At 54.4% G+C, this 25,046-nt stretch carries 24 protein-coding genes; 21 read left to right on the forward strand and 3 right to left on the reverse strand.

The window, feature by feature from the left end:
- Nucleotides 1-86 precede the first annotated feature (86 nt).
- From ccoN to QT397_08950, 10 genes are all read left to right on the forward strand, one after another.
- Entirely contained in the window at nt 87-1,541 is a 1,455-nt protein-coding gene (ccoN, locus tag QT397_08905) for a cytochrome-c oxidase, cbb3-type subunit I (protein WNZ57439.1), read from the forward strand.
- A gap of 11 nt (nt 1,542-1,552) precedes the next feature.
- The gene (gene ccoO, locus QT397_08910) at nt 1,553-2,170 is read left to right on the forward strand and encodes a cytochrome-c oxidase, cbb3-type subunit II (protein ID WNZ57440.1); all 618 of its coding nucleotides are present in this window, start codon (nt 1,553-1,555) and stop codon (nt 2,168-2,170) included.
- An 18-nt stretch (nt 2,171-2,188) separates the two neighbouring features.
- Complete coding sequence (locus QT397_08915; protein WNZ57441.1) at nt 2,189-2,422, forward strand: cbb3-type cytochrome c oxidase subunit 3; 234 nt, start codon at nt 2,189-2,191, stop codon at nt 2,420-2,422.
- Nucleotides 2,422-3,330, forward strand: a complete 909-nt coding sequence (ccoP, locus tag QT397_08920) for a cytochrome-c oxidase, cbb3-type subunit III (protein WNZ57442.1) — start codon at nt 2,422-2,424, stop codon at nt 3,328-3,330. The genes QT397_08915 and ccoP overlap by 1 nt, the downstream gene beginning before the upstream one ends.
- Nucleotides 3,331-3,469: 139 nt before the next feature.
- Nucleotides 3,470-4,888, forward strand: a complete 1,419-nt coding sequence (gene ccoG / locus QT397_08925) for a cytochrome c oxidase accessory protein CcoG (GenBank protein WNZ57443.1) — start codon at nt 3,470-3,472, stop codon at nt 4,886-4,888.
- 85 nt (nt 4,889-4,973) lie between these two features.
- Nucleotides 4,974-5,498, forward strand: coding sequence for a FixH family protein (locus tag QT397_08930; GenBank protein ID WNZ57444.1), 525 nt, complete (start codon nt 4,974-4,976; stop codon nt 5,496-5,498).
- A complete protein-coding gene (locus QT397_08935) occupies nt 5,495-7,405 on the forward strand; it encodes a heavy metal translocating P-type ATPase (GenBank protein ID WNZ57445.1) in 1,911 nt (636 codons plus the stop codon). The genes QT397_08930 and QT397_08935 overlap by 4 nt, the downstream gene beginning before the upstream one ends.
- Nucleotides 7,357-7,926 carry an HAD-IC family P-type ATPase gene (locus QT397_08940; GenBank protein ID WNZ57446.1) on the forward strand — a complete coding sequence of 190 codons (570 nt, stop codon included), beginning with the start codon at nt 7,357-7,359 and terminating at the stop codon, nt 7,924-7,926. Before QT397_08935 ends, QT397_08940 begins: the two co-directional genes overlap by 49 nt.
- A gap of 34 nt (nt 7,927-7,960) precedes the next feature.
- Nucleotides 7,961-8,146 carry a cbb3-type cytochrome oxidase assembly protein CcoS gene (gene ccoS / locus QT397_08945; GenBank protein WNZ57447.1) on the forward strand — a complete coding sequence of 62 codons (186 nt, stop codon included), beginning with the start codon at nt 7,961-7,963 and terminating at the stop codon, nt 8,144-8,146.
- Nucleotides 8,147-8,896 (forward strand): sulfite exporter TauE/SafE family protein, encoded by a 750-nt coding sequence (locus tag QT397_08950; protein WNZ57448.1) that lies wholly within the window; start codon nt 8,147-8,149, stop codon nt 8,894-8,896.
- Between the two features lie 27 nt (nt 8,897-8,923).
- Here the strand turns inward: QT397_08950 and nadC are convergent, their stop codons facing one another.
- Nucleotides 8,924-9,778: a carboxylating nicotinate-nucleotide diphosphorylase gene (gene nadC, locus QT397_08955; protein WNZ57449.1), complete on the reverse strand. Its 855-nt coding sequence runs from the start codon at nt 9,776-9,778 to the stop codon at nt 8,924-8,926.
- A 433-nt stretch (nt 9,779-10,211) separates the two neighbouring features.
- Here nadC and QT397_08960 point away from each other — a divergent pair, with 433 nt between their 5' ends.
- The 8 genes from QT397_08960 to QT397_08995 all read left to right on the forward strand — a co-directional run bounded on the left by QT397_08960 (nt 10,212) and on the right by QT397_08995 (nt 20,690).
- Nucleotides 10,212-12,671 carry a DUF1631 domain-containing protein gene (locus QT397_08960; protein ID WNZ57450.1) on the forward strand — a complete coding sequence of 820 codons (2,460 nt, stop codon included), beginning with the start codon at nt 10,212-10,214 and terminating at the stop codon, nt 12,669-12,671.
- A 190-nt stretch (nt 12,672-12,861) separates the two neighbouring features.
- Complete coding sequence (gene ampD, locus QT397_08965) at nt 12,862-13,419, forward strand: 1,6-anhydro-N-acetylmuramyl-L-alanine amidase AmpD (protein WNZ57451.1); 558 nt, start codon at nt 12,862-12,864, stop codon at nt 13,417-13,419.
- Nucleotides 13,420-13,508: 89 nt separating this feature from the next.
- Nucleotides 13,509-14,384, forward strand: a complete 876-nt coding sequence (gene ampE / locus QT397_08970) for a regulatory signaling modulator protein AmpE (protein ID WNZ57452.1) — start codon at nt 13,509-13,511, stop codon at nt 14,382-14,384.
- A 237-nt stretch (nt 14,385-14,621) separates the two neighbouring features.
- Complete coding sequence (locus QT397_08975) at nt 14,622-16,049, forward strand: aldehyde dehydrogenase family protein (protein WNZ57453.1); 1,428 nt, start codon at nt 14,622-14,624, stop codon at nt 16,047-16,049.
- 113 nt (nt 16,050-16,162) lie between these two features.
- Nucleotides 16,163-17,149 (forward strand): threonine/serine dehydratase, encoded by a 987-nt coding sequence (locus QT397_08980; protein WNZ57454.1) that lies wholly within the window; start codon nt 16,163-16,165, stop codon nt 17,147-17,149.
- 15 nt (nt 17,150-17,164) lie between these two features.
- Nucleotides 17,165-17,737, forward strand: coding sequence for a YbhB/YbcL family Raf kinase inhibitor-like protein (locus QT397_08985; protein WNZ57455.1), 573 nt, complete (start codon nt 17,165-17,167; stop codon nt 17,735-17,737).
- Nucleotides 17,738-17,829: 92 nt separating this feature from the next.
- Complete coding sequence (locus tag QT397_08990) at nt 17,830-19,182, forward strand: AmpG family muropeptide MFS transporter (protein WNZ58528.1); 1,353 nt, start codon at nt 17,830-17,832, stop codon at nt 19,180-19,182.
- Between the two features lie 236 nt (nt 19,183-19,418).
- Nucleotides 19,419-20,690 (forward strand): AmpG family muropeptide MFS transporter, encoded by a 1,272-nt coding sequence (locus tag QT397_08995; GenBank protein WNZ57456.1) that lies wholly within the window; start codon nt 19,419-19,421, stop codon nt 20,688-20,690.
- 20 nt (nt 20,691-20,710) lie between these two features.
- On the opposite strand, the gene QT397_09000 is transcribed toward QT397_08995, so the two are convergent.
- On the reverse strand, nt 20,711-21,016 hold the full coding sequence (locus QT397_09000) for an MGMT family protein (GenBank protein WNZ57457.1): 306 nt from the start codon (nt 21,014-21,016) through the stop codon (nt 20,711-20,713).
- Nucleotides 21,017-21,257: 241 nt separating this feature from the next.
- Between QT397_09000 and QT397_09005 the strand changes: the two genes are divergently transcribed.
- A complete protein-coding gene (locus QT397_09005) occupies nt 21,258-22,289 on the forward strand; it encodes a DUF481 domain-containing protein (protein ID WNZ57458.1) in 1,032 nt (343 codons plus the stop codon).
- Nucleotides 22,290-22,373: 84 nt separating this feature from the next.
- On the forward strand, nt 22,374-23,135 hold the full coding sequence (locus tag QT397_09010; protein ID WNZ57459.1) for an SDR family oxidoreductase: 762 nt from the start codon (nt 22,374-22,376) through the stop codon (nt 23,133-23,135).
- 90 nt (nt 23,136-23,225) lie between these two features.
- Here QT397_09010 and cfa read toward each other — a convergent pair whose 3' ends face one another.
- A complete protein-coding gene (cfa, locus tag QT397_09015) occupies nt 23,226-24,374 on the reverse strand; it encodes a cyclopropane fatty acyl phospholipid synthase (GenBank protein ID WNZ57460.1) in 1,149 nt (382 codons plus the stop codon).
- Between the two features lie 144 nt (nt 24,375-24,518).
- Between cfa and QT397_09020 the strand changes: the two genes are divergently transcribed.
- A complete protein-coding gene (locus tag QT397_09020; GenBank protein ID WNZ57461.1) occupies nt 24,519-25,004 on the forward strand; it encodes an FxsA family protein in 486 nt (161 codons plus the stop codon).
- The last annotated feature ends 42 nt before the right edge of the window (nt 25,005-25,046 follow it).

Below are 25,046 nucleotides of genomic sequence, written 5' to 3' on the forward strand. Positions count from 1 at the left end.
GCCTCACACATTGTGGTTACACACCTTCTGTGGTGGGCCAGTCCCGCACAGTGGAACCGAATCTTAAAAGCAACGGAAGTAAAAACATGACGACAACGGTGGCAAAGACCGGCCCTGTGCCGGACTATGACTACAATATCGTGCGCCAGTTCACCATCATGTCCGTGGTCTGGGGCATTTTTGGTATGGGCATGGGCGTATTGATCGCAGCCCAGCTAGCCTGGCCTGAACTCAACGACTTTTGGCAGCCCTTCTCGCACTTCGGGCGCTTGAGGCCCCTGCACACCAATGCGGTAATTTTCGCCTTTGGTGGTAGTGTTCTCTTTGCCACTTCTTACTATGTGGTACAGCGTACCTGTCAGGTCCGCCTTTGGGGTGGCTGGCTGATCCCCTTCACCTTCTGGGGATGGCAGGCCGTTATCGTCGCCGCGGCAATTACCCTGCCGATGGGCTTCACTTCCACCAAGGAATACGCTGAGCTCGAGTGGCCTATCGATATCCTGATTGCCCTGGTTTGGGTTGCTTACGCGCTGGTGTTCTTCGGCACCATCATGAAGCGTAAGACTTCTCACATCTACGTGGCGAACTGGTTCTTCGGTGCTTACATCGTAACTATTGCTGTTCTCCATATCGTTAATAACCTGGAGATTCCTGTTGGCCCGTTCAAGTCCTACTCTATCTATTCGGGCACTAAGGACGCAATGATCCAGTGGTGGTATGGCCACAACGCAGTAGGGTTCTTCCTGACTGCAGCCTTCCTCGGCATCATGTACTACTTCGTACCTAAGCAAGCTGGTCGTCCGGTTTATTCCTACCAGCTGTCTATCGTTCACTTCTGGGCGCTGATCTCCCTGTACGTATGGGCTGGTGGTCACCACTTGCACTACTCAGCGCTGCCCGACTGGGCTCAGAGCCTGGCGATGGTTATGTCCCTGATTCTGCTGGCACCTTCCTGGGGCGGTATGATCAACGGCATCATGACCCTGTCCGGCGCATGGCATAAGCTGCGTACCGACCCGACCCTGCGCTTCCTGGTGGTATCCCTGTCCTTCTACGGTATGTCTACCTTCGAAGGTCCGATGATGTCCATCAAGACTGTAAACGCTCTGTCTCACAACACTGACTGGACCGTTGGCCACGTACACTCCGGCGCTTTGGGCTGGGTTGCCATGATCTCTATCGGTGCTCTGTATCACCTGGTTCCGGTTCTGTGGAAACGCCGCGAAATGTACAGCTCCAAGCTGATCAACGCGCACTTCTGGCTGGCCACTGTAGGTACTGTTCTGTACATCGCCGCTATGTGGGTTAACGGTATTACCCAGGGCCTGATGTGGCGTGCATTTAACGCCGACGGCACCCTGACTTACAGCTTCGTAGAGAGTGTTGTAGCCAGCCATCCGGGCTATGTAGTTCGCTGGTTGGGCGGCGCCATGTTCCTGGTGGGTATGCTGCTGATGGCTTACAACGTTTACCGCACGATTACCGAGAAGGTAAACGATGCCGAAGCCGATAACACCGTTCGAGCAGTGCCTGCGGCATAGGAGTTTAGATCGTGAAGAATCATGACCTCGTAGAAAAAAACATCGGCTGGATGATCTTTTTCACCATTATCGCCATCAGTTTCGGCGCCCTGGTTGAGATCGTTCCGCAGTTCTTTACCAAGGATAACTACACGCCGCTGCCGGGGCAGAAGCCGCTGACAGCAATGGAGCTGGAAGGTCGCGATATCTACATTCGCGAAGGCTGCCACGTTTGCCACACTCAGATGATTCGTCCTCTGCGTGCGGAAGTTGAGCGTTACGGCCACTACTCCATGGCTCAGGAATCCATTTACGAGCACCCCTTCCTGTGGGGCTCCAAGCGTACCGGTCCAGACCTGGCGCGCGTAGGTGGGCGCTACTCTGATGAATGGCAGCGCGCGCACTTGTACAACCCGCGCAGCGTTGTGCCTGAGTCAATCATGCCTGCTTACCCCTGGTTGTTCGACAATGTGGTAACTGGCGAATACACCGCACGTAAGATGGAAGCGCTGCGCTTCGTCGGTGTGCCCTACACCGATGACGACATCGCCAACGCCGCTGAGCCTTTCAAAGGTGGCAAGGTCAAGGAAATTGACGCGCTGGTCGCTTACTTGCAACAGCTGGGTACCCTGGTTACCCAAAAACGCTAATAGCGAGGAAGGAAACTCGTGACTATTGAAACTTTGCGGGAAATCGGTCTGGTTCTGGGCTCTGTGGCTTTTCTGGCTATCTGCTGGTGGGCCTTCTCTCCGAAGCGCAAGAAGCGCTTCGAAGAAGATGCCAATTTGCCATTTGCCGATGAAGAGCGACAAGCCGACAAGGACAAGTCGGCCGCTCAGCAGGACGAATCCAATTCCGGGGATAAACCCGGAGCCAATCGAAAACAGGGGCAGGATAAGTAATGAGTACATTCTGGAGTGTGTGGGTAATTGTGCTCACCCTCGCCAATCTGGCGTTGATTACCTGGGTGCTGTTCGCCAACCGAAAGGTGGCAGTGGATGACCAGGCTGAACCGGAAAACAAAACCACGGGCCACGTTTACGACGGCATCGAGGAATACGACAACCCGCTGCCCAAGTGGTGGTTCATGTTGTTCGTCGCCACCCTGGTGTTCTCTGCGGGATATCTGGTGGTTTACCCGGGTCTGGGTAACTTCAAAGGTTTCGGCAACTGGACTTCTGTCGGTGCATTGGAAGCTTCCCAGGCTAAGGCTCAGGAGAGATTCCACGAGACCTTCGGTAAGTACGAGAATATGCCGATCGAGCAGATTGCGCAGAGCCCTGAAGCTCTCAAGATGGGTTCCCGGATCTTCGCTAACAACTGTGCGGTATGTCACGGTGCAGATGCCGGTGGTAACTTCGGCTTCCCGAACCTGACTGATAACGCCTGGCTGTACGGCGGCACTCCGGAGAAAATCCTGGAAACCCTGTACAACGGTCGTCAGGGCATGATGCCTCCTCAGGGTCCGGTGATCGGTGAAGAAGGTGTTAGAAATGCGACAGAGTATGTTCTCTCCCTGAACGGCCTGGAGCATGACACCGCCATGGCCGCCGAAGGTCAGAAGGTATTCAACACCGTGTGTATGGCTTGTCACGGTATGGATGCCAAAGGCAACCAAATGCTGGGTGCGCCGAACCTGACCGACGACATCTGGCTGTACGGTAGCAATCGCGAACAGATCCAACACACTATTCGCGGTGGTCGTACAAATATGATGCCCGCGCAAAAAGACAAATTGCGTGAAGACAAAATCCGCCTCGTAGCGGCCTATGTCTACAGCCTGTCCCAGCAGGAAGAAGAAAAGCAGTAATTAACTATTGAGGCCCGGCATTTGCTGGGCCTTGTTTTATCAAGGGACTCCGGGCGCTGCAGGGACGGAGAAAAAAGCCTCAACATAAGGGGCTACCTGGCCCACGTACAAGATGTGCCCGTGCGAGAGTGAGGTTTGTGTGAGTGATTTAATTCCAACCCGTGAGGAACAGGAAGGTGATGGCGAAGTTCGCTATCGCATGCTGTATGAGTCGGAAGACAAAGTCTACATCCGACATATCAAGGGTGTTTTCACCCGTGTTCGCAAATATACCGGCCTGCCTTTGCTGCTGGCTTTCTTCTTCCTACCCTGGATCAATATCGACGGGCGCCAGTCGGTCTTCTTTGATCTCCCCACCCGCCAATTCCATATTTTCTGGACTACTTTCGGCCCCCAGGACGGCTTCCTTTTAGGTTGGCTGCTGATCATTGCCGCCTTCGCGCTGTTTGCGGTCACCACTTTACTGGGCAGGGTGTGGTGTGGCTTCACCTGTCCGCAGACCGTCTGGACCATGATGTTTATCTGGGCAGAAAGGGTTTGTGAAGGCGATCGCAACAAGCGAATGAAGCTCGACAAGGCCCCCTGGAACCTGGAAAAGGTTCTGCGCAAGGGTGGCACACATACCATCTGGCTGTTGATCTCGCTGGCAACTGCACTGGCCTTTGTGGGTTATTTCTACGGTGTGCGCGAGCTGGTCGTGGATCTGGCGACGTTTAACGCGCACCCGCAGGGTGTTTTCTGGGTCGCTTTCTTCACTTTTGCCACCTATATGAACGCCGGCTTCCTGCGTGAGCAGGTGTGTAAATACATGTGCCCCTATGCCCGTTTCCAGTCGGTGATGTACGACGAGGATACGCTGGCGGTTTACTACGATGCCAAGCGGGGTGAGACCCGTGGTCCGCGCAAAAAGAACGTGGATTACAAGGCGGAAGGTATGGGCGACTGTATCGACTGCTACTGGTGTGTTCAGGTGTGTCCGGTGGATATCGATATCCGCGACGGCATGCAGTACGAATGTATTAACTGTGGCCTCTGTGTCGATGCGTGTAACAGCGTGATGGACAAGATGGGCTATGAGCAGGGCTTGATTCGCTTCACCTCTGAGGACGAATTGCAGGGTGGAAAGACCCGCTTCCTGCGCCCGCGCCTATTTGGCTACGCGTTGATATTGGTTGCGATGACCGGTCTGTTTGCACAGCAAGTGATGACTCGAAGCCCAATCGAGGCAGAAATCACTCGCGACCGCGGTGCTCGTATGTTCCGTGAGTCCCAGGGGCAGGTGCAAAACGTCTACACGGTGAAAATCAACAATATGGACCAGGCTCCCCACGAATTCACCATCAAGGTGGAAGGCAAGCCTGAATACGATTACTCCATTCGCAAGCCGAAGACGATTTACCTGGTGCCTGGAGAGATGTTCTCCGTTCCCATTCGGGTAAGCGTTCCCAGAGACCAGCTGAAGGATACCAAGCACGATATCGAGATTGTTGTCCAAGCAGTCGACAATCCTGAGCTGGTTGATAAGCACCGAACGGTGTTTATTGGTCCAAAGCAGTAGACGGGACGCCAATCCCGTTGCAAAGTACGGGCCCGCCCAGGCGGGCTCGACTTTTGTGCACAAACGGTAACTTTTTGGTAACGCGATGAATGAACCAACCCCAAAACCCTGGTACCGGGAACCTTGGGCGTGGATGGTACTGGCCCCACTGATTACAGTGGTGGTTGTCTCCACAATTACAGTCTCGATAGCGGTGCGCTTTGCTGACGATAAAGTCAGTGATACTTACTACAAAGACAGCCGCATGTATCACTTCAGCGCCGAGCAGGACTTGCGCGCGAAAGAGCTGGGTCTGGCCGCTTTGGTCCAGTTTCAGCCGTCTGAAAAATCGGTTGTCGTGGAGCTGAATGGCGACCTCGACTACCCCAAGGCCCTACTGCTCACATTGAGCCATCCGGTGGAGTCTGACCTGGATAAGCATATCGAGCTCTCCCAGCTCTCCGTGGGCCGCTACCAGGGCACCTTGCCTGAAGGCGTTGGGAATCGCTGGTATCTCCGCTTGATGCCGGAACTCGATCCCGATGCGCATCAGGACGCCAACTGGCGCCTGAAAGGTGAAATCAACTTCGATCTCGGCAATGCCGCGCCACTGAACGCAGTAACTCAATGACTTCGTCTTCCTCCTCCTGTTATCACTGCGGACTCCCAGTCCCTCCCGGCAGCAACCACTCGGTGGTTATCGACGGGGCCGCCCGGGATATGTGTTGTCCAGGCTGTGAGGCGGTAGCCAGCGCTATCGTTTCCGGTGGTCTGGATGGCTTTTATCGCTTCCGGGAGAAGGAGAGCGACAGGCCGGAGGAAGCTCAACCCCAGGACCGCTGGGCGGCATACGATTTGCCGGAAGTGCAGCAGCAGTTTGTCCACGATTGGGATAACGGCAACAAGATAGCCTCGCTGTTGATTAGCGGTATTACCTGTGCGGCCTGTGTGTGGCTGATAGAAAAGCACCTGGGGCAGTTGGACGGGATTGAGAAGGTCTCTGTCAACGCCAGTACCCAGCGTGCCCAGATCGGTTTTAATCCCGACAAGATCAAACCCAGTGAGCTGTTTGGCGAACTGGAACGGATTGGCTACCGGCCGGCCCCGGCTACTGCGGCCAACCAGGAAAGTGTGATCCAGAGCGAGCACCGCGCCGCCCTGCGCCGCCTGGGTGTCGCCGGACTCGGCACCATGCAGGTGATGATGTTTGCCATCGCCCTGTATTTTGGTGCTGCAGCGGAAGAGGGTGTCGGTGAGTTTGAGCGCTACTTCCGCTGGGTTTCCCTGCTGGTGGCGACGCCAGTGGTTTTCTATGCGGCGCGCCCATTTTTCAGTGCCGCTTTGCGCAGTCTGCGCGCCCGACACCTGAGTATGGATGTGCCAGTGTCCCTGGCGATTGGTATGGCCTATGTCGCCAGCTTTTACGCCACGGTATTCGGCACCGGCGAGGTGTACTTTGAATCTATCTCCATGTTCACCTTCTTCCTGCTGTTGGGACGAACGGTGGAGATGCGCGCCCGCCACCGGGCGGGCTTAGCCAGCGGTGGTTTGGCTCAGTTGCTGCCGATGACGGCGGCCAAATATCAAGGGGACGATATTGTCCATGTACCGGTGGCCGCATTGGTCGCTGGGGATAAAGTTTTGTTGCGCCCGGGAGACACTGTCCCCGCCGATGGGGAGGTGCTGGAGGGCGTTAGTGGTGTGGATGAATCCCTGCTCAGCGGTGAATCGGCACTGCAACAGAAGTCTGCTGGCAGCCCGGTTTATGCCGGTAGTGTCAACGGCGATTCCACCCTGACTATTCGAATCACGGCAGCGGGGCAGTCGACTCGCTTGTCCGCTATTGAGCGCCTGGTAGAACGGGCGCAATTAGATAAACCCAACCAAGTGGCCCTGGCAGATCGGGTTGCGGGTATTTTTGTCGGTGTCGTTTTATTCGCGGCACTGGCGGCGTTTGTTGTCTGGTGGCAAATCGACCCCAGTCGCGCTTTTTGGGTATCTCTGTCTGTGCTGGTGGTGACTTGCCCCTGCGCACTGTCGCTGGCAACTCCTGCTGCCCTGGCTTCCGCCACCCTGCGTTTACAGCAGTTGGGGCTTCTTGTGGCTGGAGGCAGTCTACTGGAAACGCTGCCGCGTATCGGCCGGGTGCTGTTCGACAAGACCGGTACTCTGACGCGCGGTGAGCCGAGAATCCTGCATATTGATTTGCTGCGGGCCAACTGGAGCGAGCAGCGGGTTAAGGATGTTGCCGCTGCCCTGGAATCCCAGACCAATCACCCCCTGGCCAGGGCCTTCCGCGCCTGGCGTGGCAATCTCATCGCCACTGATCTGAAAGTTCATACCGGGGCCGGCCTGAAAGGGCAGATTGAGGGGGTAGTTACCGACTGGGTAAGGCGAGCTTTGTCTCCAGTGAGGATATTTCCACGCCCGAAGGGGAGGGGCAGTGGCTACTGCTCGGCGACTCCCTGGGCCCTATTGCCTGGATTGCGTTGGGGGATAAGTTACGGGACTCGGCAACCACCGCTGTTGAGGGTTTGACTGAGCAAGGTCTTTCAGTGGAACTGCTCAGTGGTGACCAGTCTGCGGAAGTTGAGCGGCTGGCAGGGCGAGCGGGTATCGATAACTACCGCGCCGGTGCCTCGCCAGAGGACAAGCTCAGCCATATGAAGCAGCTGCAAAGCGATGGTGAGAAGGTGCTGATGGTAGGGGATGGCATCAATGATGTGCCAGTGCTCTCTGGTGCCGATGCCTCTGTGGCGATGATGTCTGCGGCGGATCTGGCCCAGTCCCGCGCCGATGCCATTTTGCTGAACGGTGATCTCGAAGTGCTGCCCAAAGCTATAGAGCTGGCGCACAAGTGCCGCCGAATTGTGCGGCAAAACCTGGCATGGGCTCTGGGCTACAACGTGATTGCCCTGCCGCTGGCATTTTGCGGTCTGGTGCCGCCCTGGGCTGCGGCAATCGGTATGTCCCTGAGTTCTCTGATCGTAGTGCTAAATGCGTTGCGTCTGTCCCGTGGACAGAAAGTCGACGAAAACCCTGTGAGCGCCGAGGCTTAATCCCGTGCTCACAGAAAGAGAGGAGGTGTAACTGATGGAAAGTCTGTATTTCCTGATTCCCATTGCGGTGATTTTGGTTGGCTTTGCGGTGAAGCTCTTTTTCTGGGCCGTGAATAACGGGCAGTACGATGACCTGGAAACGGAAGGTCGTCGCATTTTGTTTGATGACGATGATGTTCAGCAGGATAAATCTGACGCGGAAAGGAAGCAGGAGAAGTAAGTGGGGGACTGGGGTTTTTTAGCGGCGGCGCTAGCTATCGGTTTTTTGGGTAGCAGTCACTGCATCGGTATGTGTGGGGGAATCTCCGGAGCGCTGGGTATGGCGACACCGGGGAAAAAGACTGCTTGGGTGCAGCTGGGCTCTTACCAATTGGGTCGCCTGGGTAGCTATGCGCTGATGGGAGCGCTCGCCGGTGCCCTTGGTGCGGCGATATTGCCCGCTCTAACTCCACTGCGATTTGCTGCAGGGATCATGCTGATCCTGATGGCGCTGTATATCGGCGGTATCTGGCAGGGATTGGCTTGGATTGAAAAAGGGGGCCGTTACCTTTGGCGCTATGTGCAGCCACTATCGGCCAAATTGTTGCCGGTTCGCTCAGCGGGGCAGGCATTAGCACTGGGCTCCCTATGGGGCTGGTTGCCCTGTGGTTTGGTTTATAGCGCGCTGACGTTCGCCCTGGCCCAGGGCAGTGCCGAGCGGTCTGCCCTGGCTATGTTTGCTTTTGGTTTGGGCACCGTGCCCGCCATGCTGGCTACTGGTGCTGCGGCGGCGCAGGTGCGCGGCATAGTGCAAAAGCCGGGGGTTCGCTATGGTTTCGCCGCAGCGATTTTGCTGTTTGGTATCTGGACCATTTGGGGGGCTATGGGCCACGGTGGACACGGAGACCACGCCAACCACGGGCAGATGAGTGGGATGGAAACTCCCGCCGAAGACACGGAAGAGCAGGGACACCATCATCACCATCACTAAGTACAGTGATGATGGGTCTTGTGGGCGCTAGAGATCGATTCGCAGGGATAGATCGATAGCGCGCAGGTGCTTGGTCAGGCTACCAGAAGAGATATAGTCCACTTCCAGTTCGGCTAACTGAGCGATGCGATCCCGGTCGACACTGCCGGAAAGCTCAATTTTGGCTTTGCCTTTGGCCAGTTTCAGGGCCGTTCTAGTGTCTTCATCATTGAATTCGTCGAGCATAATCACGTCCACACCGACGGCGAGCGCCTGCTCCAGCTCTTCAATATTTTCCACTTCGACTTCAATCAGGGCTTCCGGCTTGATCACTCGCGCTTGGGCGACGGCGTGTTCAATGCCTCCGGCGGCGAAGATATGGTTCTCTTTGATCAGGAAGGCGTCGTAAAGACCGATGCGGTGATTGTGGCAGCCACCGCAAAGTACGGCGTACTTCTGTGCGCTGCGCAGACCGGGAATGGTCTTGCGGGTGTCGAGAATCTTCACCTCAGTGCCTTCAGCTCGCGCGGCGAACTCCGCAGCGGTTGTGGCAGTACCGGATAAGGTTTGCAGGAAATTCAGTGCGGCGCGCTCGCCGGTCAGGATAGCGCGGGCATTGCCTTCCAGCTCAAAAATAACGGCATTGGCGCTGATACGGTCGCCGTCCTCGAAGTGCCAGGTGAGGACGAGCTCCGGGTCCAGGGCGTGGAATACAGCCTCTACCCAGGCGCGACCACTCAGAGTGCAATCTTCGCGGGTGATTACCCGGGCCCGCGCATTGCGGTCCTCTGGGATCAGCTGGGCGGTGATATCGCCACTACCAATATCTTCTTCCAGGGCCACCTGAACTGAGCGTTGCAGGTCGGCAGTGATATTGGGAATAGCCGTGTCTTGTGGTCGCATTGGGAAACCTCGAAATTAACGCCGGCGCAGTTTACCAAAACACTCGGGGTTTTGACTGCTCAACTCAGTCATTGGCAAGTAGCAGTTGGCTCTACGAATAGCTGTGACAAGTGTCTCAAATATGTCGCAGAACTGTGTAAAACAGTCCTATAACGCGAGTAGAATGACCGAAGAGTTAGGCTTGATCGCAGCCTGAATTGTTTCAGAGCAGGGCCGGTAAACGCTGTTCTCTCGCGGTCAAAACTTGAGTGAAATCAAGAACTTCGGCAGATTTTTCGCGCATGATCGCGGCGGGATTTCAACAGTTTGGGAATGTGGTTAACGGGGAACAGAAAGCCCCCGTTCCCGATTGGGAGACCACTTTTCCACTCACTAATTTTTGCTTTTGGCCTCAGCGCTACAAGTCGGACGGCATTCGAAGGACCTCTTGGAAATGAGTGAATCCAGAAAGGTAGTTTCCCTCTCAGAGAAAAGTGGAGCGCGAAATATTTCTGCATCAGGTAAGCCCCCTGTTCTGCCCGCCGCAGTAACAATGCTGAAGGACAAAGCGACGGCACAGCTGCTGGAGCGGATTAAAGCGCTGTTTGGCAAGGTGGATGATTCCCTGTTTGCAATGGCCGAGCGAGCTCATGGCCAGGAGGAGCAGGATGGGCTTTTCCAGGCACTGCGCCTGCTGCGCGTTGAGCGCCGCAATATTGCCGAGCACTTTATCCAGAACGTCTCCCGCGCTTTTCAGGTCCGCCAGGAAGAAAAGACGGAAAGCAGTTTCGCCTCAGATAACCTGTCGTTGGTTCACAACGATGACCTGGAGCAGTTGGTCGCTGCCGATACCATGGTGGCCAATGCCAAGCGCGATTTCGCTGAGCCCCTTACCGAGCTGTGCATGAGGCTCGATACGCTCTACTCCGTCAAGGTGTACGACAAGAACAACCCTCTGGGGCCAGACGTAATCTGTGACGCCTTTGTAGAGGCGATTCAGGATCTGGACCTCTTTATCCGCGCTCGCCTCACCCTGCTGAAAAAGTTCGAGCAGGTGGTCATGCTGCAGCTGCGGGACTTCTATGAATTCTGTAACCAATTACTTGTAGAGCAGGGCGTACTGCCATCTCTGCGTGAGCAGCAGCGTGTAGCCAGGCAGCGTTCGGCCTACAACGGCGCTCCCCACGCCGCCAGTGCCCCCACTGGTAGTGCCGGCGGTGTAGAGGCTGGCAGCCAGCCAGTACAAGGTGGAGTCGCAGCTACGGGGCACTTCCCTCCAGGATTGGTGCCCGCAGCCGCAGGTGTTACTCCAATGCCTGCAGGGGATCTGCTTTCCCACTTGGGCGCGCTGCAAAGTGGCAGCCACTATCAAGGTGGAAGTGCGGTACAGCTTTTGAATGTGGGCGAATTGCTACAGCAGCGCTTGGTGGATTCCAACCAAGCTGCTTCGCTGGCAAAAGTCGATAGCGATGTGATCAAGCTGGTAGAGATGTTGTTTTCCTTTATCCTGGAGGACCGCAGCCTTGCCACCCAAATCAAATCACTTCTGGGCCGCCTGCAACTGCCGCTGTTGAAAGTAGCCATTGCAGACAAATCATTTTTCAGTAAAGGCGGCCACCCTGCGCGCAAATTGCTGAACGAGTTGGCCGATGCCGCTACCGGATGGCAGGCGGGGGATAACTACGAATCCGATCCCCTGTACAAAGAGATATCCGAAATTGTTGAGCGCGTGCTTAATGAGTTTGATCGGGATATCAATATCTTTGCCGTTTTGCTGGAATCCCTGCGCGAATTTATCGTCCGCGAGCGCAAGCGTGCCGAGATGTTGGAGCGCCGCGTGGTGGATGAGGCTGATGGTCGGGCTAAAACCCAAGCTGCCCGCGCACGGGTTGCCGCAGTAATGGATGCCTTGGTTGCAGAGCGGGATCTGCCACAGGTGGTGCAGGATTGGTTGAACAAAGTTTGGAACAACGTGCTGTTCCTGACCTGTGTCAAAGAGGGGACAGAGAGCGACGCCTGGAACCGCGACGTGCGCACAGCGAGAGATCTCGTGTGGAGTGTGCAGGCCCCAATGCCGGATTCCCGCAAACAGTTATTGAGCTTACTGCCTGTTTTGCAGGAGAGATTGCGCGAGGGAATTGAGGCGCTTTCCTATAACGCTTTCGAAGCGCGTACCCTTTTCACCGGCCTCAAAGAAGTTTATCGCGAGCGCTTTGCCCTGGCCCAGCAATTGGCGGAGCAGCGTGAACGTGAAGTGGCAGAGCAGGTTGCCCGCGAAGTGCGCGCAGCGAAATCTGCTGAGCCTAATGTTGCTGACAAGCCTGTTGCCCCTGTCGTGGAGCAGGAAACTGCTGCTGATGCTGGATTCGCTGATGTTACTGAAGCTACGGTTGATGAAGCTGCAGTGACTGAAGCGGTTATTGCAGAAGCCGTGGTTACCCAGGAAGTGATTTCAGACACTGCCGAAGACCAACTTCCAGATGAGCCAGCTGAAGTTCCTGTTGAAGCTGTCCAAGCCGAGCCCCAGGAAGTGGCCGTGCCGCAGATGGAAGAGCTTGAGCAGGCAGTTGCTGAAGCAGAGGTGGCTGCACCGGAGCAGGGTGGACTGGCCCCCCTTGACGAAGATGATCCCCACTGGCAGATGACCTTCCGCCTGGCACAGGGCAGTTGGTTCGAGCTGAAGCGCTCTGAGGACGAGCAGTTCCGTTGTCGTCTGGCGGCGGTAATTCGCGATATCGACCAATTTATCTTCGTTAATCGCAATGGCGCCAAAGTCGCTGAATTCGCCCGACTAGAGCTGGCCCATGCGCTGCGTTCGGCGCAACTGTTGCCGCTAGATGACGGCATGTTGTTTGAGCGGGCGCTGCAGTCCGTAATTGGCAATGTGCGCAAGAAGCGCAGTGAGCAGCGCTAATTTTCAGGAATGTAACGAGCGGACGTTGAGTATTTAGCAGGGATACTCAGTGGCCAGTGGTTTTCCGCAAGTTATGTCGCGATACTGCTCCGATCAGATTGGCATATCGATCAACGCTTCCATAGAATGGTAACTGCTGAAGCCTCGGGCGATACCGGGGCTATCAATAGGTTGCAGCGGAGATCGCAGATTGAAATATCAAGTGGAGTCTGGCTGGTTGGCGGGCGCGCGCCGGGTTCCGAGTCCTCATTGCAATAGCCGCCCGGAAGACTGTGCGGTGGATCTATTGGTGATTCACAGTATCAGCTTGCCGCCCGGACAGTATGGCGGCCCCTACATTGATGCCTTTTTCCTGGGGCAGTTGGATATCGATGCACACCCCTATTTTGCCGATATTGCTGCGTTACAGGTGTCTGCGCATATTTTGATCGACCGCGATGGCCTGGTAACCCAATACGTGCCCCTTGATCGTCGTGCCTGGCACGCGGGCAAGTCCGAGTTTAAAGGTCGCACTAACTGCAATGATTTTTCCATTGGTATTGAGCTGGAAGGTTTGGATACCGATATTTACACCGACTCCCAATATCACGCACTTGCCGAGGTGAGTGCTGCGATTATGCAAGCTTATCCCGCTATTGATATCGATAGAATTGCCAGTCATTCGGATATTGCTCCCGGAAGGAAATTGGACCCGGGTCCGGGGTTTGACTGGGAGCGCTACCTCAACAAGCTGAAAGAAATCGTCTGATACCCAGTAGCGGACCATAAAAGTAGGAAGGGTTTCTGTAACAGGAGCCGCAGCACGATTTTGATAACTGAAACAGTCTCGGATTATTTATGACTCTGTTAATTGTTCTGATCACCGTTGCCCTGGTGCAAATCTGGGGCTCAGGGGCTCCGTTACATCGCGATGGTTGGTTCAGTCGCTGGAGTCAGTACTTACAGGCATTGCCCAGCATTAATGGCAATAGCGGTCTGCTGCTTGGTATCACTATCCTGGTTCCAGTATTGATCTCTGCAATTGCGATGACGCTGGCAGAGGGCGCTGCGGATGGTCTGGGCTACCTGCTGTTGGGGGTGCCACTGCTGCTCTATTGTCTCGGTCGCGGCAACTTCAACGATATCGTCGCAAACTACCTGCGCCACTGGTATAGCGGAGACCTGGAAGGTGCCACCAAAGCGGCAGCGCCCATTTTGCGCGAGTTACACGAAGCGCCCTCCGATGACACTTGTCTGCATGAGCAGGTATTTCGCGGCGCTGCCTACTGCGCCTTTGAGAGACTCTTCGCCGTGCTGTTCTGGTTTATTTTGCTGGGTATTCCCGGGGCTGTACTCTTCCGCTTGAGTGCTTTGTACGCAGAAAATACCCGGGGCTCCTCCGAAGAGGCGACGGCGGCGCGTTGGTTGTGGTTGTTGGAATGGCTGCCGGTCCGTGTGATGGGGCTGAGCTTTGCCATTGTGGGTAACTTTGCCGGTTGTTACCGCGCCTGGCGCAGGGTGTTGATGTGTCGTGAGAGCCATACCGATCAGGTTCTCGAGGCTTACCTGGAAGGAGCTCTCGGCGGTATTGACGCCAGTGAGTGCAGTGGTGGTTCCGATCTGTCTCAGATGCAGCGCCAAAGTGGTGCGGAGATTGAAGGGCTGCAAGCGCTGCTATCCAGAACCTTGCTACTGTGGATCACTGGTTTGGCCCTTCTGGTTCTGTTTATCTGAGAAGCCTCTGAATAATCCCACAATGCCTGTACCATCGCCCCAGAGCTACTTTTGTCTGCTGGGGCGATTGTTGAATTTGTCGCCATTTTCAAAATTTTCTTTCCTTCCTATCTTGACTTATCCCCCCTTCCTACGAAATTGCGCGCCCCAGCGGCCGGACTTCGGTGCTTTGCCATATCAATAAAGCGAAGCTAGTCATTGCCTGCGACGGCTTATACTCATTGGAGGAAGTAGGGTTTGGAAGTTTCGGTATTGGAACCGCAAATGTTGTCAGATCTGGCTAGGGCAAACGATTGGAACGCAGCCACATTAGTGGCGGGCTTGCGAACCTATTTTCGCAGCGGCAGCACCACTGAATTGAGTTGGCGGCGCAAGCAACTGTCTCAGCTGCGCAAGATGATCTCCGAGAACGAGGCACATTTTGTCCAAGCCCTTCGCGATGATTTGCGCAAAGCTCCCCAGGAAAGCTACCTCACTGAAATTTCATTTCTCTACAACGATATCGATCACACCCTGAAGTCCCTGAAGAAGTGGGTGCGCCCGCGCAAGGTCCAATCGCCGATGATGACCCAGCCGGCCAAGAGCTATGTGCAACCGGAGCCACTGGGTGTTGTGCTGATTATCGGTGCCTGGAATTATCCGCTGCAATTATTGTTATCGCCGCTGGTACCGGCGATTGCCGCCGGCAATTGTGCGGTGGTAAAGCCCTCTGAGTTATCGCCAGCAACCTCCCGGTTAATCGCAGAATTATTACCGCGTTATCTCGACAACGATGCCTTTGCGTGTGTCGAAGGAGGTGTGGCGGAAACCACGGCGCTGCTGGAGCAGCGTTGGGACCATATTATGTACACCGGCGGTGGCCGGGTCGGCAAAATCATAATGAGTGCGGCGGCTAAATACCTGACTCCGGTAACCCTGGAACTCGGCGGAAAGAGCCCTTGTATTGTTGCCGATGATGCCAACTTGGAAGTGGCTGCACGGCGAATTGCCTGGGGTAAATTTACCAATGCGGGGCAGACTTGTATCGCCCCGGATTATGTTCTCTGTAGTCGGCGTACAGCCGATCGGCTCACCCCCATGTTGCAGCGGGTGCTCTGGGAAATGTATGGGGAGCATCCGCGAGAATCTGCCGACTATGGGCGCATTATTAATAGCCAGCACACCCTTCGCCTGTCGGATTACCTGGGGGATGGAGAGGTGGTATTTGGCGGTGAAGTCGATGTGGACGACTGCTATATGACGCCCACCATAATGCGCAACGTCAATCTCTCTGCGGGAGTTATGCAGGAGGAGATCTTTGGCCCGATACTCCCCATTATTGAACTGGATGATTTCTCCAAAGCGGAGGAGTTTGTCAATGAGCGAGAGAAGCCCCTGGCCCTGTATGTATTTACCCAGGATGAAGCATTGGCGGATCGAATTCTATCCCGTTGCAGCTCCGGCAACGCCTGTGTGAATGACTGTATGATGTTTATGCTGGCCCAGGACCTGCCTTTTGGAGGCGTCGGTGCCAGCGGTATGGGGTCCTATCATGGAGAGCATGGCTTCCGCACTTTCAGTCATTACAAGGCCGTAATGCGGCGCAGAAATATCCTCGATATCGATATACGATATGCACCCTTCAACGACAGGAAAATGAAATTCCTGCGTATGCTCAGCAAATAATCCCTTATCGACAGGCACGGTTTTCCACTGTGCCTGCTCCGTAGAACACTGGATGTTATCGACGGTGGATAAGCTGGATTATTCCTATGTAGTCGAAAAGGATACACAGTGTTATGCCCCTGGATCGCAACGAGATACCTGCCAGTGAGGATGTATTTAGTGCCGCACAAAATATTGCAGGTATGGTGCACGAGACCCCTCTGCTCAGCTCTCGACAACTGAACGAGCTGACGGGCGCCAATTTGTGGTTTAAGTGTGAGCACTTGCAGAAAGTGGGTGCCTTTAAAGCGCGGGGCGCGGCTAATGCGCTTTCGCTGCTCCCGGACGGGGTCGAGGAAGTTGCCACCCATTCGTCCGGTAATCACGGTGCGGCGCTCGCCTGGGCAGCAGCCCAGCGGGGATTGGCCTGTACGGTGGTGATGCCCGAAACGGCTCCCAAGACAAAACGCATGGCGGTTGAGGGGTATGGCGCGAAGGTAGTGACTTCGGGCCCCAGCCTGGCTGATCGCGAATCCACTTTGGCAAAGGTACTTGAGGAAACCGGTGCGCACGAAGTCCCGCCCTATGACGATAAGCGCATTATTGCTGGGCAGGGCACTGTGGCCATGGAAGTGCTCAAGCAGAGCCGCGAACAGGGTTTTGCGCCAGACGTTATTGTGGCGCCAGTGGGAGGCGGTGGACTTTTGTCTGGCGTGGGATTGGCTATGGCTGCGCTTGCCCCCGATATCCTGGTGATTGGTGCGGAACCTGCCGGAGCGGATGATGCCCAGCGTTCACTGCGCGGTGGCGTTCATATCACCACACAACAACCTGATACGATCGCCGATGGTCTGCGCACAACATTGGGCGGCAAAAATTACGCCGTTATTGAGCGCACGGTGCGGGATATTGTGACAGTCAGCGAAGCTGGTATCGTCAATGCGATGCGGCTATTGTGGACGCGAACCAAACAGCTGGTAGAACCGTCGGCTGCGGTGGGTCTCGCTGCGATCATTGAGCACAGCGCGCGCTTTCGCAATAAGAATGTCGTGGTTGTTCTGACCGGCGGAAATATGGATCTGGACAAAGTGGGCCCACTGCTGTCCAGTGAAGAAAACTAAAAGGGGAACTGGGATATGAGCCATGTATTGAAAAAGGGCGGCCGGGGTTTGGTCGGGCTGCTTTGTGCTGCTGCGCTGTCACTGACTGGAACCAACGCGATTGCTGAGAAGCTGACACTGTCATCCAGCTCCCTACAAGCTGGAAAGAAAATGCCCATGGCTCATGTTTATGGCAGCTGCGGCGGTGAAAACCTGTCTCCCCAATTGAGCTGGAGTGGGGCACCGGAGGGCACAAAGAGTTTTGCTATTACCGCTTACGATCCCGACGCGCCCACCGGTAGTGGTTGGTGGCACTGGGTGGTATTTAATATCCCAGTGGATACGACCAATCTGCCGGAAGGGGCCGGTGACCTGAAAAACGGCCTGATTCCAGAAGCAGTGCAGGGGCGCAATGACTATGGTAATTCCGGTTACGGTGGCGCCTGCCCGCCCAAGGGGCACGGGGATCATCGCTATCGTTTTCGTGTCTATGCCTTGAAAGTGGAATCCCTGCCGCTGGATGAAAACACTTCTCCTGCTAAAGTTGGCTTCAATATCAATGCCAATAAGTTGGCCGAAGCGGAGCTGGAAGTTTTGTGGGGCCACTGAGTAAATAAATCAATCTAATCCCGCTGCACGGTGATCGCTGTTGTAGCGGCTCAGGCTCTGGAGGCCCGCGCTTGACCAACTTACAAAAACAAATGACATGGGGGCAAGCGCTGGCCGCTTATTTGAAGCCCCGTGTACTCACCATGTTTTTCCTCGGCTTTTCCGCCGGCCTCCCATTACTGCTGGTTTTCTCTACTTTGACTGCCTGGCTGCGGGACTACGGTGTCAGCCGTACCGCCATCGGGTTTTTTGCCTGGGTGGGGATTACCTTTTCGATCAAGGTTCTCTGGGCCCCTATTGTCGATCAGCTGCGTCTGCCTTTTTTCACGGACAAATTGGGCAAGCGACGGGGCTGGATGCTGGTATCCCAAATCGGGATAGCGATTGGCCTGATAGGTATGGCCAGTGTAAATCCCCAGCTCTCCCTGATGCACGTAGCCCTACTGGCCCTGTGGGTCGCTTTCTGTTCGGCCTCTCAAGATGTGGCGATTGATGCCTATCGAATTGAGGCCATGGATGACGACTATCAGGGCGCTATGGCTGCCAATTATGTATTTGGCTATCGGGTGGCAATGTTGATAGCCGGAGCGGGCGCCCTGTTTATTGCGGATATCTTTAGCTGGTCCGGTGCTTATCTTGCGATGGCTGGATTGATGGGCGTGGGCCTGATTACCACCCTGATTATTGCCGAGCCCGATCACAGCAAGGTAAACAAAGAAGCCGATGAGCTGCAAAGCGAGTGGGCCCAGCGCCTGTTGGGCAAGGGGGAGCATGGTCGCCTGAAGCAGTGGTTTATTCGCGCCGTGGCCTGCCCCTTTATCGAGTTTTTTCAGCGCAATGGCCGCTTTGCAATCATTCTGTTGTTGTTTATCGGTATCTTCCGTTTAAGTGATATTGCGATGGGGGTGATGGCCAATCCCTTCTATTTGGATCTGGGCTTTACCAAAACGGAAATCGCTGAAATCAGTAAGCTGTTTGGCTTCTTCTGTACCATTATCGGTTCCTTTCTAGGCGGGCTGTTAGTGGTGCGATACGGTGTTGTGCGTCCGCTGATACTGGGTTCGGTTATGGTCGCCTGCACCAACCTGTTATTTGCCCAACTCGCTGTGATCGGTCCCGATAAAGCCTGGTTGGCGCTGGTAATTAGTGCGGACAACATCAGTGGAGGAATTGCCAATGCGATACTGATCGCGTTTCTCTCCAGTCTTGCCAATAAAGCTTATACCGCCACTCAATATGCTTTGTTTAGCTCCCTGATGACCTTGCCGGGGAAATTTATTAGTGGTTTTTCCGGCATAGTGGTGGATGCTCAGGGTTATGCCTACTTCTTTATTTATGCGGCGCTTATGGGAATACCAGCCATTCTGCTGTCCATTTATTTTTGGCGCCGCGAGCAGCGCGACTGGCCGGGAGAAGAGGTTCAGTCGGGAGCGGGCACTACATAAGGTTTACAGGGATGCTATTTCCTCTCTAAGAGTACATCCCGAATTCAGCTCTTTTCTAAATCCCTATGTCATATCAAAACTCTTCGCCGGGCATTCTGCCCGGCTTGTGTCTATGGTGGTTGTAAAGGTAAAACCCACCCCTCCATAGACTCGCCCTTATGTTTGATTGTGTGTCTGTTGCCTGTCGGGTCGGGTATCACTGGTAGATGATGCTCAGCGAATAAAAGCGACAAACTATGGCCCACGAAACCATCCGGGAGGCGGTGTTTAATCGGCGTATGCTGATTTGTATTGGCACCGGTTTCTCTTCGGGGATGCCTCTTTTTGTATTGATACAGTTGGTGCCCGCTTGGCTGCGTACCGAAGGCGTGGATCTGGCCACTATCGGTATTTTTGCATTGCTCGGATTGCCCTATACGTGGAAATTTATCTGGTCTCCGCTGATGGAGCGCTACGCATTCCCCATGCTCGGCCGCCGGCGGGGCTGGATGCTGGTAATGCAGCTGTTACTGATTATTTCCATTGGCGTCCTGGGGATGTTCAGTCCCCAGTTTGATATCTGGTCAATTGCTGCAATTTGCTTTGCCGTGGCTTTTTTTAGCGCCAGCCAGGATATAGTCCTGGATGCTTTTCGACGAGAGATTCTGCCGGACCAGGAGTTGGGCCTGGGCAATTCCTTCCATGCCAACGCCTATCGTATTTCCGGCTTGATTCCGGGATCCCTCAGCTTGATCCTGTCGGATCACCTGGCCTGGGACCAGGTGTTTATGATTACTGCGGCCTTTATGTTGATTGCCGTCTTTATGACCTTGATGGTGGCTGAGCCAGACCATCCAGCAGGTCGCCCGAAATCTTTGCGCGAGGCCATAGTTTTACCCTTCGTCGAATTCTTTAATCGCAATGGCGTAAAACAGGCGGTGCTTGTACTGGCCTTTATGTTTTTGTACAAGCTTGGCGATAGCATGGCTACGGCACTGGCGACGCCCTATTACCTGGATATGGGATATTCCAATACGGATATCGGCATAGTGGCAAAGAATGCCGGTCTGTGGCCTGCGGTAATTGGCGGTTTCTTTGGCGGCTTGTTAATTGTGAAGATCGGGATTAATAAGTGCCTATGGATTTTCGGGGTAGTACAGCTGGTTTCAATTTTCGGGTTTATGATTTTGTCTGAAGTGAATGGTGAGCTGGTGGGCACACCAGATTTCAATCCTAGCCTCTGGCTATTGGCGATAGTAATTGCCTTTGAGTATCTCGGGGTGGGGTTGGGGACAGCGGTGTTTATTGCATTTATCGCCCGAACTACCAGCAAGTTGCACACCGCCACTCAATTTGCCTTGTTTACAGCATTGACCTCGCTCCCGCGCACCTTCGCCAATGCCTCCACCGGTTATTTGGTGGAGGGAATGGGGTGGACACATTTCTTTCTCCTGTGTGCCGTTCTGGCGGTGCCTGGAATGATCCTGTTATTTTGGGTCGCGCCCTGGGGGGCTGATGAGGTAGCGTAGTTTTCTGTATGCGATTGGGGCTAAGGTTTCCAGCGGTATTTGCCCATATCCACTCGCCCTTTCAGCAGTATGACCCCCTCTCTTTCCAGTCTTTCACGCTGGCGGCTGGCGCCGGGTTCCGGCAGGGAAATGCGCCCCTGGGCGTTGATCACCCGGTGCCAGGGTAGCTTGGTACCCCGGGGTAATTTACGCAGGGTCTGACCTGCAAGTCTCGCAGCGCGTGGGTAGCCGGCCATCTCAGCCAAGTCCCCGTAGGTGACAACCCGCCCTTTGGGGATCGCCGCCAAGGCTTGGCATATTCTTTCCAGGGAGTTCTGTTTTTCCATAAAAAGCTCTAAATATCGGCGAATTACGCCAACTGGGCGCAATTTTTTACTTTGTAATCTCCTGAAAATGAGATTTTTATTCGCCATTTATGGATACTTTACCAGCTCGCAAGGTCACAGTCCCCAGGGCGCGAAAGCCTCCGCTGTGACGGCGTGCCACATGATTCTAGTTATGGCATCATGGTGCGATTGTTGAGGCTGTTTGCACCGTTCATACACCTAAAAAGTCCAAGGTTTCTTAGTGGTTTTATCGACACGACTTCCCAAGCTCTTTGCTCGAACTCTCTTGTTTCTTGTGCCATTCCAGGCCCATGCCGGTGTGCTGACCCTGGAAAATGGCGATCGTATTCAGGGCGAGTTGGTGCTGGTAGAGAAGGATCAGGTCACTTGGAAGTCAGAGACTTTTGGTGAAGTTAAAGTCGACAAATCCAAAGTTGTGTCGATGGATGTCGATACCGATATCAAAATTGCCGGCAGGGATGAACCCTGTACCTTGGCTGGCCACCGCCAGGAGCGCTGGGAAGTGTACTGCGCTGAAGGGCGCGGTTGGCTGATCGACTTCCCCGGTATTGAGCGGGCAGAACCCTACAGCACATTTACCACCAGTCCGGTGTTATTCAGCGGTAATGTTACCGCCGGAGGCGTATTCGAGAGCGGAAACCGTGAGCGTGAAGACCTCGATGCCAATATTAACTTGGATATCCGCCATGGAGATTTTAACCACCTGATGGGGGCGGTTTACCAGAATCAGGAGAGTGAAGAAGACGGTGACCTGGAAAAATACCAGCTCAATTATGATCTCCGCTGGATCTTTGCTGAGAAGTGGTTTGCCGCGGCTAACAGTGAGTTGGAAAGGGAAGAGGCTCAGAACTTAGACTTGGGAACTACGCTCGGTCTCGGTATGGGTTATCTGTTTTACGATACCAGTAAAACCACTTTTTCCCTCGAAGGTGGTGTGAGTAGCCTGCACGAGAGTTTTATCGACGAAGAGTTGAGTGAAGACCAGGATGAGCGCTATGTCGCCGGTCGAATTGCACTTAACTACCGCTACAAGTTTTCCCTTGGGCCGGAAATTTATTTCGACCAGGAGACCTTACAATCCTTTGATCACAGTAACGACTACGAAGCTAACGCCAAGCTGGGTGTGCGCACACCGCTGGTTGAAGGCGTGCTGATGGAGATCGGTTACGAGTGGCAGTACGACAATACGCCCTCCCTGGAAAGTGAAAAAGAAGATACCAAAGTGACCGTTGGTGTCGGTTACGAATGGTAATTCCCCCTCGAGCCTGCATAGGGCAGGTTCGAAGGCAGTCATAAACGATAAATCTAAAAAACGAGCGACGACGAGGAGTTCAATATGCAAATCGCTGACAGTATTGTTGCGATTACCGGTGCGGGCCAGGGGTTGGGCCGAGCCATGGCCGAGTATCTGGCTGCGCGAGGCGCCCGCCTGGCCCTGATCGATGTTAATGAGGAAGGCCTGAAAGACAGCGTTGCAGCTTGTGAAAAGCTTGGTGCAGAGGCTCGCAGCTACTTGATCAATGTTGCCGATGAGGAAGCGGTGGACTCCGGCTTTGCGAAAATCGCAGCAGACTTTGGCGGACTCCAGGTTCTGGTTAATAACGCCGGCATTATGCGCGATGGCATGTTGCTCAAGTGTAAAGACGGCAAAGTGACAGATCGCATGTCCCTGGCACAGTGGCAGTCTGTGATCGATGTGAACCTTACCGGTGTATTCCTTTGTGGCCGTGCTGCAGCGGGCATTATGGCGGAAAGCGGCAAGGGTGGGGTGATGGTCAATATCTCCAGTTTGTCCCGTGCGGGCAATATGGGGCAGACCAACTACTCCGCCAGTAAAGCGGGTGTTGCAGCGATGACGGTATCCTGGGCACGCGAACTGGCGCGCTACGGCGTGCGTGTTGCCGGGATTGCCCCGGGCTTTATCGGCACCGATATGGTTGCGCAAATGCGCCCTGAGATTCTTGAGAGTCTGGTAAAACAAGTGCCCCTGCGCAGGTTGGGTGAGCAGGATGAGATCGCCTCGACAGTAGCGTTTATTCTGGAGAACGACTACGTCACCGGTCGAGTGATAGATATTGATGGCGGAGCGCGCTTGTAAGCTTCCCTCTTTCCCAGCATAAAAAGGGTGAACTGAGTTCACCCTTTTTTGATTCTGTAATTAGTTTCTGGATCTACAGCAAATAGTACTTTAACTCAAACGCGTAACACCATCGGCGCGGAACTTCGAGTACATTAGCTGCCATAGCTGAAGTGTGCGCCCCCGGAATGCACCGGCGTAAGATAGTAGATAGTAGCGCCACATCCTGTAGAAGCGCTGGCCGTAGCGATCGGCAAAGCGCGGCCAGTTTTTCTCAAAGTTTTCATGCCAGGCCATCAGGGTTTTATCGTAGTAGTATCCAAAGTTGTGCAGGTCTTCGCACACTAGCAAGCGATCGGTCGCGTCGCCCAGCTGTCCTACGGAAGGTAGCTCACCACCTGGGAATATATATTTTTCTGTCCACAAGTCCGTAGATGCGGTGCGCTGGTTGTTGCCGATCGTATGTAACATCATCAACCCATCTTTGTTCAGACAGCGCGCTGCTGTTTCCATAAATGTTCGGTAGTTCTTGCGGCCGACATGCTCAAACATCCCTACGCTGGCAATGCGGTCGAAGGGTTCTTTGAGTTCTCGATAGTCCTGAAGGCGGACAGTAATTGGCAGTTCACCATAGCGCTCTGTCACATAGGCTTTTTGCTCTCGGGAAATCGTAATTCCAACACACTCCACTTGATACTTTTGCGCGGCATAGCTAACCAGACTGCCCCAGCCACAGCCAATATCCAGCAAGCGCATCCCGGGTTTCAATTCCAGCTTGCGGCAAATCAGGTCCAGCTTGGCTTCCTGGGCTTGGTCGAGGGTTTCAGCCTCTTTCCAATAGCCGCAGCTGTACGTAAGCCGATTGTCGAGCATGGCACTATAGAATTCGTTGCCCAGGTCGTAGTGTTGCTCTCCCACATTAAACGAGCGGTTCTTGCTTTGTAGATTCACCAGATAGCTGCGTGTGGCGCGCCAAAAGTAGCGCCAGTTCTTGATGCTGTGATGAATTTCAGCACTGAGTAGCCGGTGGAAGAATTGATCCAGGTCTTGGACATCCCAATCGCCGCGCATATAGGACTCACCCAGGCCCAAGCTGTGCCGGGCGATGACCTCATCAAGGGCTGCTTCCCGATGGAGTTGCAGGTCCCAGGGCCTTTCCCCGTTAATTTGAATGTCCGCTTTCGCCAATATATCGTCCACTAAGTGGCGACTGCGTCCGATGGCTGGCACTTCTATAGCATCCTGTTGCTCGCTTGCCATTCAATCCTTCCTCTCTCCAGTTACTGTGGGGTGGAATAAGGCGCCCTTGAATAATTTGCCTCCCCACTCCATTTACTACAGCATATTGAAAAAACCATGATCGTCCCGGCTCTCAGCGAAGCTGGTTAACTAGGAATTTCCGCAATGCGCCCATTATTACTTCTATTTATAGCCCTACCTGTACTCGAAATGTGGGTGTTGATTGCCGTAGGGAGTGAAATTGGCGCCCTGCCAACGATCGGCCTGGTCATTTTGACCGCAGTAGTAGGAGTGACACTGCTTCGCCGCCAGGGAATCTCTACCCTGATGCGGGCCCAGGAGAAGATGCAGGCTGGAAATATTCCCGCCAAAGAGATGGTTGAGGGGATATTCCTCGCGGTGGGTGGTGTGCTGTTGCTCACCCCGGGCTTTATCACTGATTTCTTCGGTTTTATTTGCCTGATTCCCGGGCTCAGAAACCTGTTGCTCGGTTTTATCCTTCGCCATGTCAAAGTGGTTCCCCCGCAGAATTTTAACCAGTCGCCAAATCACAAGCGTGGCGATGACATTATCGAGGGGGAGTATTCGAAAGATGAGAAGCGCCCCGGAGAGAATCAACACTCCGTTGAAGACAAGCGTCCCAAGCCTTAATTAGATCAAAAAGTGGACAAAATGCCCGTCGTGAGAATTTGC

This window comes from Microbulbifer sp. MKSA007, from assembly GCA_032615215.1.
In the GTDB taxonomy this organism is placed as follows: domain Bacteria; phylum Pseudomonadota; class Gammaproteobacteria; order Pseudomonadales; family Cellvibrionaceae; genus Microbulbifer.

What these genes read in the sequence shown, in the direction of transcription:
- ccoN (WNZ57439.1), top strand. Translation starts at nt 87, where the DNA reads ATGACGACAACGGTGGCAAAGACCGGCCCTGTGCCGGACTATGACTAC.
- ccoP (WNZ57442.1), top strand. Translation starts at nt 2,422, where the DNA reads ATGAGTACATTCTGGAGTGTGTGGGTAATTGTGCTCACCCTCGCCAAT.
- QT397_08930 (WNZ57444.1), top strand. Translation starts at nt 4,974, where the DNA reads ATGAATGAACCAACCCCAAAACCCTGGTACCGGGAACCTTGGGCGTGG.
- QT397_08935 (WNZ57445.1), top strand. Translation starts at nt 5,495, where the DNA reads ATGACTTCGTCTTCCTCCTCCTGTTATCACTGCGGACTCCCAGTCCCT.
- ccoS (WNZ57447.1), top strand. Translation starts at nt 7,961, where the DNA reads ATGGAAAGTCTGTATTTCCTGATTCCCATTGCGGTGATTTTGGTTGGC.
- nadC (WNZ57449.1), bottom strand. Translation starts at nt 9,778, where the DNA reads ATGCGACCACAAGACACGGCTATTCCCAATATCACTGCCGACCTGCAA.
- QT397_08960 (WNZ57450.1), top strand. Translation starts at nt 10,212, where the DNA reads ATGAGTGAATCCAGAAAGGTAGTTTCCCTCTCAGAGAAAAGTGGAGCG.
- ampE (WNZ57452.1), top strand. Translation starts at nt 13,509, where the DNA reads ATGACTCTGTTAATTGTTCTGATCACCGTTGCCCTGGTGCAAATCTGG.
- QT397_08980 (WNZ57454.1), top strand. Translation starts at nt 16,163, where the DNA reads ATGCCCCTGGATCGCAACGAGATACCTGCCAGTGAGGATGTATTTAGT.
- QT397_08985 (WNZ57455.1), top strand. Translation starts at nt 17,165, where the DNA reads ATGAGCCATGTATTGAAAAAGGGCGGCCGGGGTTTGGTCGGGCTGCTT.
- QT397_08990 (WNZ58528.1), top strand. Translation starts at nt 17,830, where the DNA reads ATGACATGGGGGCAAGCGCTGGCCGCTTATTTGAAGCCCCGTGTACTC.
- QT397_08995 (WNZ57456.1), top strand. Translation starts at nt 19,419, where the DNA reads ATGGCCCACGAAACCATCCGGGAGGCGGTGTTTAATCGGCGTATGCTG.
- QT397_09000 (WNZ57457.1), bottom strand. Translation starts at nt 21,016, where the DNA reads ATGGAAAAACAGAACTCCCTGGAAAGAATATGCCAAGCCTTGGCGGCG.
- QT397_09010 (WNZ57459.1), top strand. Translation starts at nt 22,374, where the DNA reads ATGCAAATCGCTGACAGTATTGTTGCGATTACCGGTGCGGGCCAGGGG.
- cfa (WNZ57460.1), bottom strand. Translation starts at nt 24,374, where the DNA reads ATGGCAAGCGAGCAACAGGATGCTATAGAAGTGCCAGCCATCGGACGC.
- QT397_09020 (WNZ57461.1), top strand. Translation starts at nt 24,519, where the DNA reads ATGCGCCCATTATTACTTCTATTTATAGCCCTACCTGTACTCGAAATG.